This window comes from Limimaricola sp. AA108-03 (assembly GCF_050847355.1).
Classification (GTDB): Bacteria; Pseudomonadota; Alphaproteobacteria; order Rhodobacterales; family Rhodobacteraceae; genus Limimaricola.
Map to the genome: position 1 here is coordinate 1,425,155 of NZ_CP193755.1, position 16,431 is coordinate 1,441,585.

The window sequence follows — 16,431 nt, forward strand, 5'->3', positions numbered from 1 at the left end:
GGACCGCCATGACCGAGCATTCGCCGCAACCCGCATTCGTCCTGATCCGCCCGCAGATGGGCGAGAATATCGGCGCGGCCGCCCGCGCGATGTGGAATTTCGGCCTCGATCGGATGCGCGTCGTGGCGCCGCGCGACGGCTGGCCTCAGGAGCGCGCGGTGGCGCTCGCTTCGGGCGCGGGCCGGCTGCTCGACGAGGCGATGCTGGCGGGTGACACCGCCGAGGCGGTGTCCGATTGCACCTTCGTCTATGCCACCACGGCGCGGCCACGGGGCCTCACCAAGGAGGTGATGACGCCGGAGGCCGCGATGCGCGACGCCGCCGAACGGATCGCCCAGGGCCAGAAGGTCGCGGTGATGTTCGGGCCCGAGCGGGCGGGCATGGAGAACGACGACATCGCCCGCGCCAATGCCATCGTCTCGGTGCCGGTGAACCCCGAATTCGCCTCGCTCAACCTCGGGCAATGCGTGCTGCTGCTGGCCTATGAGTGGCGCCGCGCCAGCACCGAGACCGCCGATCGGAGGATCGAGATGGCGGGGGCCGAATGGGCGCAGGCGCACGAGGTCGAGAAGCTGGCCGAGCATTACGAGGAGCGGCTCGACGAGGCCGGGTTCTTCTTTCCCGCGCACAAGGCCGCGCATATGAAGCAGACCATGCGCAACCTGTGGAGCCGGATGCCGCTGACCCGATCGGACGTGCAGACGCTGCACGGGGTGATGCGACAGATGGTCCGCTGGAAGGAGCGTGGCTGAGGGCGTAGCCCTCCCGCGTTCCAAGCCGTTGACGGGGCGGGTGTTGCCGCCCGAAGGGTGCGCGCCTAGGCTGCGCGCCGATCAGACCGGAGGCATCCACATGGCGAAACAGGCGGACAAACGGCCCCGCTCCATCTTCGAGGAGGTCGGCACGACCCGCAAGTCGGTCGCCACCCCCGGCGGCATCGACCGGGGCCGCGCCGATGCGCGCCGCGGGCTGCGGATCTGGCTCGGCCTGCTGTTCGCGCTGGTCGTGTGCATCGTCTTCGTCGGCGGCATGACCCGGCTTACCGACAGCGGGCTGTCGATCACCGAATGGGCCCCGGTCTCCGGCGCGATCCCCCCGCTCTCGGCCGAGGATTGGGAGGTCGAGTTCGCCAACTACCAGGCCAGCCCGCAATACGAGTTGATAAACCGGGGCATGACGCTGGCCGAGTTCAAGCCGATCTTCTGGTGGGAATGGGGACACAGGCAGCTCGGTCGGACCATCGGTCTCGTCTGGGCGCTGGGCTTCGCCGGCTTCCTTCTGGCGCGCCGGGTTCCGGCCGGCTGGTCCAGCCGTTTTCTCGGCCTCGGCGTGCTGATCGGCCTGCAGGGCGCGGTCGGCTGGTGGATGGTCCATAGCGGGCTGCAGGACGGCATGATCAGCGTCGCCTCGTACCGCCTTGCTGTTCATCTCGGCCTCGCCTTCGCGATCCTCGGGCTGATCACCTGGTACATGCTCAAGCTGGGGCGCCGTGAAGTCGACCTGCTGCAGGCGCGCCGCTCTGCCGAGCGCAAGCTCTGGGGCGGCATGACCGGGTTGATGCATCTGGGCTTCGTCCAGATCATCCTCGGCGCGCTGGTGGCCGGGATCGACGCCGGACGGGCCTTTCCCACATGGCCGCTGATGGGCGACAGCTTCTTTCCGCCCGATCCGTTCCAGCTCGAGCCGCTATGGCGCAACTTCTTCGAGGATGCGGGTCTGGTGCAGTTCATCCACCGCATGGCGGGCTACCTGCTGCTGGTCCTCGGGATCGTCGTGTGGTTCCGCGGCAGCCGCTCGCCGCACCGCGCGACCCGCTTCGCAGTCAATGCGGTGCTGGCGATGCTGGTGGTGCAGATGGTACTCGGAATCGTCACGGCGCTCTATGCCGCGCCGCTGCACGCCGCGATCACGCACCAGCTCGGCGCGGTGCTGCTGTGGGTGCTGATCCTGCGCGCCCGCTTCCTCGCCCGCTATCCTCATGTCCAGTCGCTCAGGAAGCTCAGCAAATGACCGCTTACGATGAACTGATGGCGCATGCGCGCGAGACCGAGGCGCTGGCGCAGGTCGCGGGACGGCTCGGCTGGGACCAGGAGACGGTGATGCCGCGCGGCGCCGCTGCCCAGCGCGGCGAGGAGAGCGCGGCGATGGAGGGCGTTCTGCACGCCCGCCGCACCGATCCGCGCATCGGGAACTGGCTCGCCGCCGCGCAGGCGACCGACGCGGTGGCCGAGGCCAATCTGCGCGAAGTCCGGCGGGCTTACGAGCGCGCGAACAAGGTGCCTGCCAAACTCGCCGCCGAGATTGCCCGCGTCACCTCGGTGGCGCAGGGCGTCTGGGCCGAGGCGCGCGCCACCGAGGATGTCGCGGCCTTCCTGCCGACCCTGCGGCGCGTGGTGGCGCTCAGGCAGGAGGAGGGGCAGGCCTTGGCGCAGGGCGGCGACGTCTATGACGCGCTGCTCGACGACTACGAGCCGGGCGCGCGTGCCGCCGAACTCGACGAGATGTTCGGCGCCCTGCGGCCGCGCCTTGTTGCGCTGCGTGCGGCGATACTGGACAAGCCGCAGCCCGCCGCGCTCTCGGGTCGCTTCGACGAGACGGCGCAGCTGGCGCTCACGCGCGAACTGGCGGAGCTGTTCGGCTATGACTTCGCGCGCGGGCGCATCGACAAGGCGGTGCATCCATTCTGCTCGGGCTCTGGCAACGACGTGCGCGTTACCACCCGCACCGATCCGGCCGATCCCTTCAATTGTCTCTACTCGACGATCCACGAGGTGGGTCACGCCAGCTACGAGCAGAATGTCGAGCCCGACTACCTGCTGACGCCGATCGGACGCGGCGTGTCGATGGGCGTGCATGAGAGCCAGAGCCGGATCTACGAGAACCAGCTTGCCCGTTCGCCGGCCTTCGCCGGCTGGCTGCTGGGACGCATGCGCGACAGCTTCGGCGATATCGGCATCGACGACCCGATGGAGTTCGCCCGCGCCCTCAACCGGGTCTCGAACGGCTATATCCGCACCGAGGCGGACGAGGTGCAGTACAATCTGCATGTGCTGATGCGCTTCGATCTCGAGCGGGCGCTGATGTCCGGCGACCTCGACGTGGGCGATTTGGAGGCGGCTTGGAACGACCGCTTCGCTGCCGATTTCGGCTTTGCCGTCGACAAGCCCTCCAACGGGTGCCTGCAGGACGTGCATTGGTCGGTGGGGCTGATGGGGTATTTTCCGACCTACAGCCTTGGCAATGTCTATGCAGGCTGCCTGCACGCCGCGCTGCGGGCCGACCGTCCGGGGCTCGACGCGGAACTGGCGCGCGGCGACCTGTCCGGTGCCACGGCATGGCTGCGCGACAAGGTGCAGCGCCACGGGGCGCTGATGTCGCCACGCGAGACGATCCAAGCGGCCTGCGGTGCTGTGCCCTCCGAAGCGCCGCTGCTCGACTATCTCGAAACCAAGTTTGGCGCGCTCTACGATCTCTGATCTGCCGGCGGCCGATGAAAGGCCCCCGCGACCGGATGGTCGCGGGGGCTTTTTTCTCTTGGCCTCAGCTCCGGCGGCGGCCGCGCCGTGCCGCGCGTTCGGGGCCCGCGCCATCGGTGCCGTCAGAGGCCGAGGAGAAGCCGCCCAGCTTCTCGACGATGGTCTCAAGCGTCGGGCGCTCGCCCACGGACCGTGTCTCCAGCGCCTCGCGCATGGCGCGCAGGTGGTCCGGCATGGTGCCGCAGCAACCGCCGATGATCGTCGCACCGGCGTCCCGGGCGAGGCAGGCGTAATCGGCCATCAGCTCGGGCGTGCCGTCGTAGTGGATATGACCGTCCTGATATTTGGGGATGCCCGCATTGCCCTTGGCGATGATCGGCTGCTCGGCCCCGGCGGCGGTAAAGCCCAGCACGGTGCGCATCAGGTCCGAGGCGCCGGTGCCGCAATTGGCGCCGAAGGCGACGGGGGTGTTGGGGATCTTGCCGACCATCTTGACCATGTCGGCGCTGGTCAGCCCCATCATCGTGCGCCCCGCCGTGTCGAAGCTCATGGTGCCGCACCAGGGCATGTCGGCCTTGGCAAAGGCCTCGGCCGCGGCGCGGAATTCCTCGCCGGCCGAGATCGTCTCGACCCAGAGCACGTCGGCGCCACCGGCCTTGAGGCCCTCGGCCTGCTCGTGGAACATCTCGACCGCGAGCTCATGGGTGAGGCTGCCCATCGGTGCCATGATGTCCCCGGTCGGTCCGACCGATCCCGCGACGATCACCGGGCGGCCCGCCTTGTCGGCGACCTCGCGGCCCAGCTCGGCCGCGGCCTTGTTCAGCTCGAATACCCGGTCCTGAGCCTGGTGCAGCTTGAGCCGCGAGGCGTTGCCGCCGAAGCTGTTGGTGAGGAACAGGTCGGAGCCGGCCTCGACCGCCATGGAATAGAGCTTGCGGATCTTCTCGGGCTGATCGGTGTTCCACAGCTCCGGCGCGTCGCCCGAGCTCAGCCCCATGTTGAACAGGTTGGTCCCGGTCGCCCCGTCGGCCAGCAGCCAGTCACGGGTTTCGAGAAGTCGTGTAAGCGCGTCGGTCATGAACGGGGCCTGTCTGGTCAGTGAAGCGCGGCGCGGCGCCGCGAAGGACCGGAAGCCGGATCGGCCGCCGGGCGGTGTCCGGGTCCTTCTGCACCGGACGGCCCCCGATTTCAATGTCGGCGATGGGCGGCTCGGCACCGAGCGGGGCGGGATCATGCACGGCACGGGCGATCTCGATCACCGCCCGCAAGAGCCCCGCGCGGTGCGGCGCGGCGATGTAGAGCGGGCGCCAGTCGGGGCCGAAGCCGCGCTTGAATTGCTCCAGGCCGGCGCAACCGGGCCGCACCGCGATCCGGGCGCGGGCCCAACCGGGAAGCCAGCCCGGCAGCTCGGGCAGGGCGGCGAGCGATACCCGCGCCATGCCGGCCGCGCGGGCGGCCTCGATCGCGGTCGAGATCGCCGCCATCATCGTGCCGTCCGGCGCCCCGGCCGATTGACGCATCAGGTCGAGCGTCCATTCCTCGCGGCCGCCATGAAAGCTCGCGAAACCCAGCAGGCGTTCACCCTGCCAGGCCAGCACAACCATCTGCTGGCCCAGCAATTCCGGGCAGAACCGCCCCATCGAAAAGCCGCGCTCGCCGCCGCTGCGCAAGGTCCAGTCACCATGCACGGCCTCCATGTCCGCGAGCGGCAGAGGCCCGGTAGCCAGTTCGGTTCGCACGCCGGCCTTCGTGGCCGCCTTGAGCTTGCGACGCAGGTTGCGGCAGGCAGGCCGGTCCGGGCTCCAGCGGGCGAGGTCGATCACCGCCTCGGTGGCGATGCGCTCCACCGCCCAGCCGGCGCGGCGGGCCTGCACGGCAAGCCGGGCGCCACCCTTGTACAGCGCGACGCCAAGCCCGGCGCGCTGCGCATGGGCGCGCAGTTCGGCCAGGCAGGGCCGGCCCAGCGGTTCACCGATCGCGGTCAGGGTGCCGCCGGCGCGGCGCACCAGCCAGCCATGCTCGAGGCTGCGCGACAGCAGGATCGCCGCACCCTGATGCGCGAGGCCCCATTCCGCCTGCGGCGCACGCGCCATGGCCTGATGCCGCGCCGCACCGGTTGCCAGCAGCAAGGCCGGACGATCGACCGGGGCCACCGGCCGCACCAGCAGCGCCAGCGCCACGATGGCCGGGATCGCGTGATAGATCAGCCGGTAGCCGAGCATCGCCGCGACGAGGTCCGTCTCGGCGATCTGCGGCAGCAGCGCCAGCAGGCACAGCTCGAAGGCCCCGACGCCGCCGGGGCTCTGGCTTGCGAGACCTGCGCCCAGCGCCGCCAGATAGGCGAAGACCACCGCCGAAACCGGCACGTCCACCCCTTGTGGCAGCAGCAGCCAGATCACCGCGCCGGCGGCACAGGTGTCGATCGCGGTCCAGCCGATCAGCCGGGGCAGGGTGCCCGCGCGCATCTGTGGCAGCCCGGGCAGCCGTGGCAGCCTCGGCGCCAGCACGATCACCGCAAGCGCCAGCACCGCTGCCAGCAGCACCCGCCCGTCGAGCAGCAGGAGCGACAGCCCGCCGAGCATCGCAAGCGCGCCCATGAAGGAGATCGAGACCCAGAGCGACAGGCGCGTGACCAGCCACAGGTCGCATTCCGGCAGGCTGCGCCAGCGCACCAAAGCCCCCGTGAGGCTGCCGAAGCCGACAGTCTGCGCGATGGCCATGGCGCGGATGCCGGCGGCCCGGGCGCGGCGGGGTTCCACGCCGGTGCCCATGGCGCGGTGCAAGACCACGTCGTATTGACCCAGCGCCCAGAGGCTCAGCCCGGTGCAGAGCAAGGCGCCGATCCATTGCACCGGCGGCAAGGCTCCAAGCGCCGGTACGACCGCGCCCAGATCGACCGTCTCCAGTCGCCGGGCAAGCAGCAGCCCACCCAACGCCAAGGCAGCAAGCGGCAGCAGCCGAAGCGCGAGGCGGCCAAGGCGGGAGGCAAGTTGCGGGCCGGGCGAGGCGGTCATGGCGTCTCCTGAGCAATGGCAGGCAGGGATACTGCCGCGGCGCTCCGCCGGACGGTATCGGTCAGGGGTGAAAGGGGATTTAAGCGCGCGCCATCAGGGCGCGCGGCGCCACCAGCAGCGCTTGGTTAAGATGGTTCAGTTTTCCTCGACGAGCTCGGCCTTCGCCTCCGCGTTGAAGGCTGCCATCTTCTCATGGATTTCGGCGTCGCTGAGCAGGTGTCCGATGTCGCGGCGGAGCTTGCGGAACACGTCGTCCTGCCCCGCCTCCTCGAATTCGGCCTTGATGACCTCGCGGGCATAAGCGGCGGCTTCGTCGCCCTCCTTGCCCAGTAGGCCGGCGGCCCAGAAACCGAGCTTGCGGTTGCGCCGCGCCTCGGCGCGGAACTTCATCTCGGCGTCATGGGCGAACTTCGCCTCGAAAGCGTGCTCGCGTTCATCGAAAAGTGTCATGTGACTTGCCTTTCCACGCTTCCGTCCTAGGCCACAAGGATACGTCCCGGGACACCTTGCCCGCAAGGGGGGCTTGCACTATGAGGCGGCCAAGGCCGCGTCACGCAGCAATCCTGTCACGGAAACGTTGCGTCGCCCCGACATCCGGGGTTCTGGCGCGCGAAACCCCGTGGAGAGCGCATGGCACGTCGCAAGAAGATTTACGAGGGCAAGGCGAAGATCCTCTACGAAGGCCCCGAGCCGGGAACGCTGGTCCAGTATTTCAAGGATGACGCGACCGCCTTCAACGCCGAGAAGAAGGCAGTGATCGAGGGCAAGGGCGTGCTCAACAACCGCCTGTCCGAGTTCTTCATGACCGGTTTGCAGTCGATTGGCGTGCCGACGCACTTCATCAAGCGGCTGAACATGCGCGAGCAGTTGATTCGTCAGGTGGAAATCATTCCGCTCGAGGTCATCGTGCGCAACTTCGCCGCCGGCTCCATGGCCAAGCGGCTGGGTCTGGAGGAGGGCGCGCCGCTACCGCGTCCGATCATCGAGTTCTCCTACAAGGATGACAAGCTCGGCGATCCGCTGGTGCCCGAGGAGTACATCATCGCCTTCGGCTGGGCCTCCCAGCAGGATCTCGACGACATCGTGGCGCTGGCGCTGCGGGTCAACGACTTCATGTCGGGCGTCATGCACGGCGTCGGCATCAAGCTGGTGGATTTCAAGATCGAGATCGGCCGGATCTGGGACAACGACTTCCAGCGCCTCGTCGTGGCCGACGAGATCTCGCCCGACAGCTGCCGGCTGTGGGACATCGAGACCGGTCAGAAGCTCGACAAGGACGTGTTCCGCAAGGATCTCGGCAGCCTCACCGACGCCTATACCGAGGTGGCGCGGCGGTTGGGCGTGCTGCCCTCCAACGTGACCCATCGCCCCCGTCCGACGCTGATCAACTGACGCCGCGGGCGAGACCAGACCGACAAGCCAGATCGACAAGAAGGAGCGGCGCGCATGAAGGCTCGCGTGCAGGTGATGCTGAAGACCGGAGTTCTCGACCCCCAAGGCGAGGCGATCCGCCACGCGCTGGGCGCCCTGGGCTTCGACGGCGTCGAGGGCGTCCGGCAGGGCAAGGTGATCGAGTTGGACCTCGCGGAGACCGACGCGGCGTCGGCCGAGGCCCAAGTGACCGAGATGTGCGAGAAACTTCTCGCCAACACGGTGATCGAGAGCTACAAGATCGACCTGAGCTGAGGTCGCACGCCGCCTCTCGGGGCGGCGTTCGCGTCTTCGGACCAGGTTTCGCTTTCGGGCACCGCTCGGCTTCCTTTCTGGGGGGCCTGAGCACCGGGAGCGATGCGGCGGTGGTTGCAGGGGAGGGCGCCACCGCCGACCTGACTTCCCGAGCAGGGGCGTCGCCGCCCCTCGCCCCGATTTCCCTTTCGCGGCGCTGCCGCCCCAGATCCCGAAGGATGCCCGCCATGAAGGCTGCCGTCATCGTATTCCCCGGCTCCAACTGCGACCGCGACATGGCCGTCGCCCTGCGCGCCGCTGGCGCCGATGTCGAGATGGTCTGGCACAAGGATGACGGTCTGCCGCGCGGCATCGATCTGGTCGCCGTGCCGGGCGGCTTTTCCTTCGGCGATTACCTGCGCTGCGGCGCCATCGCCGCGCAGTCGCCTGTCTGCCGCGCCGTGATCGATCACGTCCACAAGGGCGGCTATGCGCTCGGCGTCTGCAACGGCTTTCAGGTGCTGACCGAGACTGGGCTGCTGCCGGGTGCGCTGATGCGCAATGCCGGCATTCGCTTCGTGTGCAAGACCGTGCCGCTCGAAGTGGCGACCGCGGACAGCGACTTCACCCGTGGCTACGCCAAGGGCGCGTCGCTGCAGATCCCGGTCGCGCATCACGACGGCAACTACTTCGTCGACCAGCCGACGCTGGAGCGACTGCGGGCCGAGGACCGGATCGCCTTCACCTATGGCGACAACCCCAACGGCTCGACCGGCGACATCGCCGGCGTCCTTTCCGAGAACCGCCGCGTGCTCGGCATGATGCCGCATCCCGAGCGGGCGGTAGATGCCCGGCATGGCGGCACCGACGGGCGCGGCCTGTTCGACGGCCTCGTGGGCGCGCTGGTCTCGGCCTGACCTCGATCCGCCTCACGCCCGCCAGAAGGCGGCGTGATCGGGCCCCGCTTGCCGCGAGGCGCGGGGCCGCGTAAACCCTTCGGCATGTCGACCCAGATACCCAGACCGCCCAGGCCGAGGCGCAGCTGGGGCCCGCGCATCGCGCTGGCCCTGTTCTGCCTCGCCGCGATGGCGGTGATCTGGATCACCAACGTGCTGCTGACCGAGCGCTTCACCGAGGCCACGCGCAATCGCGCCGAGGTCCGGCTCACCCTCTATGTCGGCAACCTGATTTCCGAGCTGCAGCGCAACTCCATCGTGCCGCAGCTGCTCGCGCGTGACCCCGAGCTGATCGGCGCGCTGTCCTCGTCGGACTTCTCGCGCTCGACCCAGAGGCTGCTCTCCTTCGTCGACGAGATCGGCGCGGCGAGCCTCGTGCTCTACGATCGCGACGGCCGCATCGTGGCGGCGACCGATCGCAACCGGCTTGGCGAGACGCATCGGGCGGCGCCCTATTTCGTCGATGCGATGCGCGCCAATTCCACGGTCTTCACCATCTTCCGGCGCGAAACCGGCGGCTATGCCTTCCTCTATTCGCGCAAGGTCGACAGCAACGGCGCGACGCTCGGCGTGATCTCGGTCGAGGTCGACCTCGCCAAGCTCGAACGCAGCTGGGCCGGGACCTCGGACGCTGTTCTGGTCACCGACAGTTCGGGCGAGATCATCCTTTCGACCGAGCCGCGCTGGCGCGGCCTGCCCGAGAGCGAGGCGCTGGAGCGTCAGAGCGCGCCCTCGGCGATTGAGCGCGCTTTCCTTGCCACCGACTGGACCGCCCTGCCGATCGACGCATATCTGCGCGGCGAGGCGGTGATGCGTCGCGAATTGCGGGTGCCGTTCCAGGGCTGGAAGATGGTCACCTTCACCGCCTATAGCAGCGTCCGCGAGAAGGTGAACGGCGTGCTGGCGCTCGAGATCATGGGCTTCGCGATGCTCCTGGCCTTCGCCTTCTGGCTCAGCTCGCGCAAATCGGCCTCGCGGCTCCTGCTGGTACGCCGGGAAAGCGACCAGCTGCGGCGGCTCAACATGCGGCTGCAGCGCGAGATCGCGCAGCGCCAGCAAGTCGAGCGCAACCTCGAGAGCGCCGAGCAGACCATCGCGCAATCCTCGAAGCTCGCGGTGCTGGGCGAGATGTCGGCCAGCGTCAGCCACGAGTTGAACCAGCCGCTGGCGGCGATGAAGACCTATCTCGCCGGGGCGCGGCTCTTGCTGCAGCGCCGCCGCCCGGAGGAGGCGCTGTCCTCGTTCCAGCGCATCGACGACCTGATCGACCGGATGGGCGCGATCACCCGTCAGCTCAAATCTTATGCCCGCAAGGGCAATCAGGCCTTCGAGCCGGTGGATGCCCGGGCCGCGCTGTCCTCGGCGCTCGCAATGATGGAGCCGCAGCTCAAGACCCGGTCGGTCGCGATCAACCGCACGCTGCCTTCGGGGCCGGCGATGATCCTCGGGGATCGGCTGCGCTTCGAACAGGTGATCATCAACCTGCTTCGCAACGCGCTTGACGCGACCAAGGAGGTGCGCGACCCGCGCATCGACATCACGCTCACGGTCGAGGATGCCGTCGTTCTGACCGTGCATGACAACGGCCCGGGCATCGAGAATCTCGATGCGCTGTTCGAGCCGTTCTATACAACCAAGCAGCCCGGCGACGGTGTCGGTCTGGGGCTCGCGATCTCATCGGGGATCGTCAACGATCTCGGTGGACGGCTGACCGCGCGGAACGCATCCGGCGGCGGGGCTGTTTTCGAAGTGCAACTGCCTATCTTGGAAGAAGGTATGGCTGCGGCGGAATAGGGGGCTCGAATGAGCAAGACCATGAAGGTCGCCATCGTCGACGACGAAAAGGACATGCGCCAGTCGATCAGTCAGTGGCTGGCGCTGTCGGGGTTTGACACGGAGAGCTTTGCCAGCGCCGAGGAGGCGCTCAAGGGGCTGACCGCCGATTACCCCGGGATCGTGGTGAGCGACATTCGCATGCCCGGCATGGATGGCATGCAGTTCCTGCGCAAGCTCAAGAGCGTCGACAGCACGCTGCCGGTGATCATGATCACCGGCCATGGCGACGTGCCGATGGCAGTCGAGGCGATGCGGCTCGGGGCGTTCGATTTTCTCGAGAAACCGTTCAACCCGGACCGGATGACCGAACTGGCCAAGAAGGCTAGCAACGCGCGCCGGCTGGTGCTCGACAATCGGGCGCTCCGGCGGGAACTGTCGGACGGCTCGGCGCTGATGAACAAGCTGATCGGCTCCTCGCCGGTGATGGAGCGCCTCAAGGAGGACATCCTCGATCTCGGCCAGGCCGATGGCCACGTGCTGATCGAGGGCGAGACCGGCACCGGCAAGACGTTGGTGGCGCATGCGCTGCACGCCGTGGGTTCCCGAGGTTCGAAGAAGTTCGTGCTGATCTCCTGCTCCGCCTATGACGAGGAGCGGCTCGCGGCGCGGCTGTTCGGCCCCGCGGCCGAGGACGAGCCGATCCCGGCGCTCGAGGAGGCGCGCGGCGGCACGCTGGTGCTCGAGGACATCGAGGCGCTGTCGAGCGCAATGCAGGCGCGGCTCCTGACCGCGATCAACGATCAGGGTACGCCCGCCGAGACCCGCATCGTCGCGATCTGCAACCTGCAGGACGAGGGCAAGACCTGCGAGAGCGTGCTGCGCCCGGACCTTTACTACCGGCTCGCAGCGCTCAGGATCGTCGTGCCGCCGCTTCGGCAGCGCGGCGAGGATATCCTGTCGCTCTTCACTCGGCTGTCGGAGCAGTTCGCCGACGAGTATGGCTGCGACGCCCCCGAGGTCAGCGCGCAGGAGGCGGCGCAGCTGCTGCAGGCGCCCTGGCCCGGCAACGTGCGTCAACTGATCAACGTGGCCGAACGCGCGGTGCTGCAGAACCGTCGCGGCTCCGGCTCGATCGCCTCCTTGCTGATGAGCGATGGCGACGAGCAGAGCGATCAGGCGATGACCACCGAAGGCAAGCCGCTCAAGGAGTTCGTCGAGGCCTTCGAGCGGATGCTGATCGACAACACGATGCGGCGCCACAAGGGCTCGATCGTCGCGGTGATGGACGAGCTGTGCCTGCCGCGCCGGACGCTGAACGAGAAGATGGCCAAATACGGGCTGCAGCGCTCCGATTATCTCTGAAATCCAACGGCATCTGTCATGGATCGGGCCGCCCTTCGGGGCGGTCTTTCACATTCGTCATTGTGTCATGTGGACAAGTGCCGCTATGAAGGTCGGAACGGGCGGGCGCTTGGCGCCCCGGCCCGGACGGATTTTCCGCCACCTTTGCGACGGGGTACCCCGGCACCGGCGGCGGACGAGACCGGCCCCGAGAGGGACCGCATACCTGACCCCGGTCGACCTGCCTCCGCGGAGGTGGCCGACGGGCATGAACGGCCCCCGAGGGGGCGAGGAAGAACCGCGATGCAACGCGCGCAGCATGCAGGCGACCCGATGACGGCCCCGAGGGGCCGCGCGGAGGCCGATACGCGCTTGATCGCCACAATCGGACATGAACGCCCGACAGGCCTCCCCCCGGGGGCGCCGCCCGGTGCATCATGCGAATGGATAACATGGCAAAGAAAATGCTCATCGACGCCACGCACGCGGAGGAAACCCGCGTCGTGGTCTGTGACGGAAACAAGGTCGAGGAATTCGACTTCGAAAGCCAGAGCCGCCGTCAGCTCGCCGGAAACATCTACCTCGCCAAGGTCACGCGCGTAGAGCCGTCGCTGCAGGCGGCCTTCGTCGATTACGGCGGCAACCGGCACGGATTTCTCGCATTCTCCGAGATTCACCCCGACTATTATCAGATTCCCGTGGCCGACCGCGAAGCGCTGCTCGCGGAAGAGAAGGCCTATGCCGAGAGCCTGAAGGCCGAGGCCGAAGCGGCGTCCGCGGAGGCTGAGGAGGACGAGAGCGAGACCGATGGTGAGGAGGGCGACCGCCCGCGCCGCCGCCGCTCGCGCTCGCGCCGCCGCGCGTCCGATGCCAACACCGACGCCGTCGCCAGCCAGGACAGCGACGCCGTCTCCGGCATGGAAACCATCGATCCTGAGGGCGACGACGAGGACGAGGCCGACGCCGCCACCAAGGACGAGGACATCGAAAGCGTCGCCGACGAGGATGACAGCGAAGATGTGCGCCCGGCGCGCAAGCCGCGTCCCAAGCGCTACAAGATCCAGGAAGTGATCAAGGTCCGGCAGATCATGCTGGTCCAGGTCGTCAAGGAAGAGCGCGGCAACAAGGGCGCGGCGCTGACGACCTACCTGTCTCTCGCGGGTCGCTACTGCGTGTTGATGCCCAATACCGCCCGTGGTGGCGGCATCTCTCGCAAGATCACCAATGCCGCCGATCGCAAGAAACTCAAGGAGATCGCGGCCGAAATGGATGTGCCGGAAGGCGCGGGGCTGATCATCCGTACCGCCGGGTCGCAGCGCACCAAGTCCGAGATCAAGCGCGATTACGAATACCTCCAGCGCCTGTGGGAGCAGATCCGCGAGCTGACGCTCAAGTCAATCGCGCCCGCCAAGATCTACGAGGAAGGCGACCTCATCAAGCGGTCGATTCGCGATCTCTACTCCAAGGATATCGACGAGGTGATCGTCGAGGGTGTCGAGGGCTTCCGGATCGCGCGCGACTTCATGAAGATGATCATGCCGTCGCATGCGAAAAACGTGAAACCCTATACCGATAGCCTGCCGCTCTTCGCGCGCTATCAGGTCGAGAGCTACCTCGCGGGCATGTTCAACCCGACCGTGCAGCTTCCCTCCGGCGGCTACATCGTGATCGGCGTCACCGAGGCGCTGGTCGCCATCGACGTCAACTCGGGCCGCGCCACAAAGGAAGGCTCGATCGAGCAGACCGCGCTCAAGACCAACCTCGAAGCGGCGGACGAGGTGGCGCGCCAGCTGCGTCTGCGCGATCTCGCCGGTCTGATCGTGATCGACTTCATCGACATGGACGAGCGGCGCAACAACACCGCGGTCGAAAAGCGCTTCAAGGACAAGCTGAAGACCGACCGCGCGCGGATCCAGGTCGGACGCATCTCGGGCTTCGGCCTGCTGGAGATGAGCCGCCAGCGCCTGCGCCCCGGCATGCTCGAGGCGACCACCCAGCCTTGCCCGCATTGCCACGGCACCGGCCTGCTGCGCTCCGACGAGAACGTCGCCCTGGCGATCCTGCGCCAGCTTGAGGAAGAGGGCGTTCGGGGTCGTACCAAGGAGGTGCTGGTGCGCGTGCCCTACGCCATCATGAACTTCCTGATGAACCACAAGCGCGAGCACGTGGCCGCCATTGAGCAGCGTTACGGCATGGCCGTGCGGGTCGAGGGGGATCCGACGCTGGTGTCGCCCGACTTCGTGGTCGAGAAGTTCAAGACCGCCACCCGGACCGTGCCCGAAGCCGCACCCGTCGTCTCGACCGCCGCCCTGATGGAGGAACTCGACGCCGAGATCGACCTCGATATCGAGGAAGAGGACGAGGAAGACGAGGAGAGCACCGAGGCCGCGACCGAGAGCGCATCTCAGGACGAGCCGCGCGCGGCGACGGACGAGGACGACAAGCCGCGCAAGAAGCGTCGTCGTCGTCGTCGTCGTCGCGGCGGCAACGGCGAAGGGGCCGAGACGCAGGGCGAGGAACAGTCCGAGGATCGGAACGTGACCGGAGCCGAAGCGGACGAGGCGCCCGCCGAAGCTCCCGAGGTGGTTGCCGAGCCGACGGCCGCGCCGGCCGTCGAGGCCGAGGTCGAAGCGACAGTGGAGCCCGAGACTGCAGAACCCGCGCCTGCGGCAGCGGCCGAAGCGGCACCCGAGCCGGAAGCCAAGCTGAAGCGGACCCGTACCCGGACCCGCAAGAAGGAAACGGCCGAGGACTCAACGCCCGCCGCGCCTGCCGAGGCCGACGCGCCCGTTGCCGAAGAGGCACCGAAGCCCAAGCGCACGCGTCGCAAGAAGGCCGAGCCGACCGAGGCCGAGGCCGCTCCTGCCGGTGAGGCCGAGCCCGCGCCGAAGCCCAAGCGCACGCGTCGCAAGAAGGCCGAGCCGAAGCCCGAGGAGGTCGCCGAGACCGCGCCGGTTCCGGCCGAGGCCGAGCCGGCAGCTGCCGGGGCCGCTGAAACCCAAGGCGGCGGCAAGCCGGAGCAGGCCCCGGCTTCCAATACGCCGGAAGTGATGCCGGAAGTGGCCGAACAGGTGGCTGAGACGGTCGCCGAAACCCGCAAGGCACCCGAGCCCGAGGCCGAGGCCCCGCGCGAGACGGTGGATGCCGGGGCCGAAGACGACGGCAAGAAGCCGCGTCGCCGTGGCTGGTGGTCGATCGGCCGCTGAGCCGGGCTGGCCGAGCAGAGACAAGAAGGCCGGGCAGGGAAACCTGCCCGGCCCTTTCCTTTTCAACACTGCCTGAAGCTACCGCCGCAGCGGAACGAAACCGCCGCTTTCGTTCGCTAGCCGTGCCGGATGCGATGCCGCTGCGCGCCATCCTCCTCGACCAGCCCCAGGTGCTCATGCCCCGCCTCGGCGCAGAAATGGGGCAGGTCGATCCGCGCCACGGGATCATCGCAGATAATCTCGAGGACTTCGCCTTGCGCCATCCCGGCGAGGATCTTGCGCGCCTTGAGCACTGGCAGCGGGCAGATGAGCCCGCGGGCATCGTAATGCCTTGGGCCGGGAGAAAGCGGTGTCACGGTCAAGGGATCGGCCTCGTCTTGGAACTGGTGGCGGCGGGCATCGTTGACCCGCCGAACGTGAAAACGCAAGAAGAAGGAAACGCCATGACCCGCATGATGAACACCACCGCTCTCGCTCTCGGCCTCACCTTGGCTGCCGGCGGCGCTCTTGCCGAAGCCCATACCGAGATGGGCATGGGCTCGGGTCGCCTGACCGCCGACAACCTGTCGAACACGATCCGCGCCGAAAGCCTGATCGGCTCGAACATTTACACGCTCGAGGCGGAGTATGACGAGACCGTCTGGGTCGACACGCCCTATTACGAGGAAGTCGATGCCGAATGGGAAGAGATCGGCGAGGTCGAGGACATCGTGATCTCCGCCGACGGCCAGATGATCGGCCTCGTGATCGAAACCGGCGGTTGGCTGGACATCGGCGATGAGGAGGTCGTGCTCGACTTCAGCGAGGTGCGTCTGGCCGGGGACTATGTCGGCGGTGACTTCTCGCTGGTCACGCGGATGAGCCAGGAGCAGCTCGAAGCGCTGCCGGAGGCCAATGAGGGCTACTACAACTGGTGGAACTGATGCCACTCGGGGCCTGACCCCCCGGAGACGAGCAAAGGGCCGCGGCATATGCCGCGGCCCTTTCATTCTCTACC

Annotated in this window: 14 protein-coding genes; 10 read left to right on the forward strand and 4 right to left on the reverse strand. The window is 67.9% G+C overall.

From position 1 onward, the window contains the following. Positions 1–8: 8 nt before the first annotated feature. The 3 genes from ACRAQ3_RS07010 (at position 9) to ACRAQ3_RS07020 (ending at position 3,476) form a co-directional block, all read left to right on the forward strand. Entirely contained in the window at positions 9–752 is a 744-nt protein-coding gene (locus tag ACRAQ3_RS07010; protein WP_269396249.1) for an RNA methyltransferase, read from the forward strand. 100 nt (positions 753–852) lie between these two features. After that, on the forward strand, positions 853–2,010 hold the full coding sequence (gene ctaA / locus ACRAQ3_RS07015; RefSeq protein WP_432256147.1) for a heme A synthase: 1,158 nt from the start codon (positions 853–855) through the stop codon (positions 2,008–2,010). Further along, positions 2,007–3,476 (forward strand): carboxypeptidase M32, encoded by a 1,470-nt coding sequence (locus tag ACRAQ3_RS07020; protein WP_432256148.1) that lies wholly within the window; start codon positions 2,007–2,009, stop codon positions 3,474–3,476. Before ctaA ends, ACRAQ3_RS07020 begins: the two co-directional genes overlap by 4 nt. Before the next feature lie 64 nt (positions 3,477–3,540). Here the strand turns inward: ACRAQ3_RS07020 and bmt are convergent, their stop codons facing one another. The 3 genes from bmt to ACRAQ3_RS07035 all read right to left on the reverse strand — a co-directional run bounded on the left by bmt (position 3,541) and on the right by ACRAQ3_RS07035 (position 6,940). Next, the gene (gene bmt / locus ACRAQ3_RS07025; protein WP_432256149.1) at positions 3,541–4,554 is read right to left on the reverse strand and encodes a betaine--homocysteine S-methyltransferase; all 1,014 of its coding nucleotides are present in this window, start codon (positions 4,552–4,554) and stop codon (positions 3,541–3,543) included. Then, the gene (locus ACRAQ3_RS07030) at positions 4,517–6,490 is read right to left on the reverse strand and encodes a phosphatidylglycerol lysyltransferase domain-containing protein (RefSeq protein WP_432256150.1); all 1,974 of its coding nucleotides are present in this window, start codon (positions 6,488–6,490) and stop codon (positions 4,517–4,519) included. Before ACRAQ3_RS07030 ends, bmt begins: the two co-directional genes overlap by 38 nt. Positions 6,491–6,625: 135 nt before the next feature. Next, on the reverse strand, positions 6,626–6,940 hold the full coding sequence (locus tag ACRAQ3_RS07035; protein WP_085896683.1) for a DUF1476 domain-containing protein: 315 nt from the start codon (positions 6,938–6,940) through the stop codon (positions 6,626–6,628). Positions 6,941–7,120: 180 nt separating this feature from the next. On the opposite strand from ACRAQ3_RS07035, the gene purC reads away from it, so the two are divergent. The 6 genes from purC (at position 7,121) to ACRAQ3_RS07065 (ending at position 15,434) form a co-directional block, all read left to right on the forward strand. Further along, on the forward strand, positions 7,121–7,882 hold the full coding sequence (gene purC / locus ACRAQ3_RS07040) for a phosphoribosylaminoimidazolesuccinocarboxamide synthase (protein ID WP_085896682.1): 762 nt from the start codon (positions 7,121–7,123) through the stop codon (positions 7,880–7,882). A gap of 54 nt (positions 7,883–7,936) precedes the next feature. Next, the gene (gene purS, locus ACRAQ3_RS07045) at positions 7,937–8,176 is read left to right on the forward strand and encodes a phosphoribosylformylglycinamidine synthase subunit PurS (protein ID WP_085896681.1); all 240 of its coding nucleotides are present in this window, start codon (positions 7,937–7,939) and stop codon (positions 8,174–8,176) included. A gap of 227 nt (positions 8,177–8,403) precedes the next feature. Then, entirely contained in the window at positions 8,404–9,072 is a 669-nt protein-coding gene (purQ, locus tag ACRAQ3_RS07050) for a phosphoribosylformylglycinamidine synthase subunit PurQ (RefSeq protein ID WP_432256151.1), read from the forward strand. Between the two features lie 84 nt (positions 9,073–9,156). Then, positions 9,157–10,905, forward strand: a complete 1,749-nt coding sequence (locus tag ACRAQ3_RS07055; protein ID WP_085896679.1) for a sensor histidine kinase — start codon at positions 9,157–9,159, stop codon at positions 10,903–10,905. 9 nt (positions 10,906–10,914) lie between these two features. Continuing rightward, entirely contained in the window at positions 10,915–12,249 is a 1,335-nt protein-coding gene (locus tag ACRAQ3_RS07060) for a sigma-54-dependent transcriptional regulator (protein ID WP_085896678.1), read from the forward strand. 431 nt (positions 12,250–12,680) lie between these two features. Further along, entirely contained in the window at positions 12,681–15,434 is a 2,754-nt protein-coding gene (locus ACRAQ3_RS07065) for an Rne/Rng family ribonuclease (protein ID WP_432256152.1), read from the forward strand. 116 nt (positions 15,435–15,550) lie between these two features. Here the strand turns inward: ACRAQ3_RS07065 and ACRAQ3_RS07070 are convergent, their stop codons facing one another. Further along, on the reverse strand, positions 15,551–15,862 hold the full coding sequence (locus ACRAQ3_RS07070) for a sulfurtransferase TusA family protein (protein ID WP_373568007.1): 312 nt from the start codon (positions 15,860–15,862) through the stop codon (positions 15,551–15,553). A 15-nt stretch (positions 15,863–15,877) separates the two neighbouring features. On the opposite strand from ACRAQ3_RS07070, the gene ACRAQ3_RS07075 reads away from it, so the two are divergent. Further along, entirely contained in the window at positions 15,878–16,357 is a 480-nt protein-coding gene (locus ACRAQ3_RS07075) for a PRC-barrel domain-containing protein (RefSeq protein WP_269396257.1), read from the forward strand. Positions 16,358–16,431: the final 74 nt, after the last annotated feature.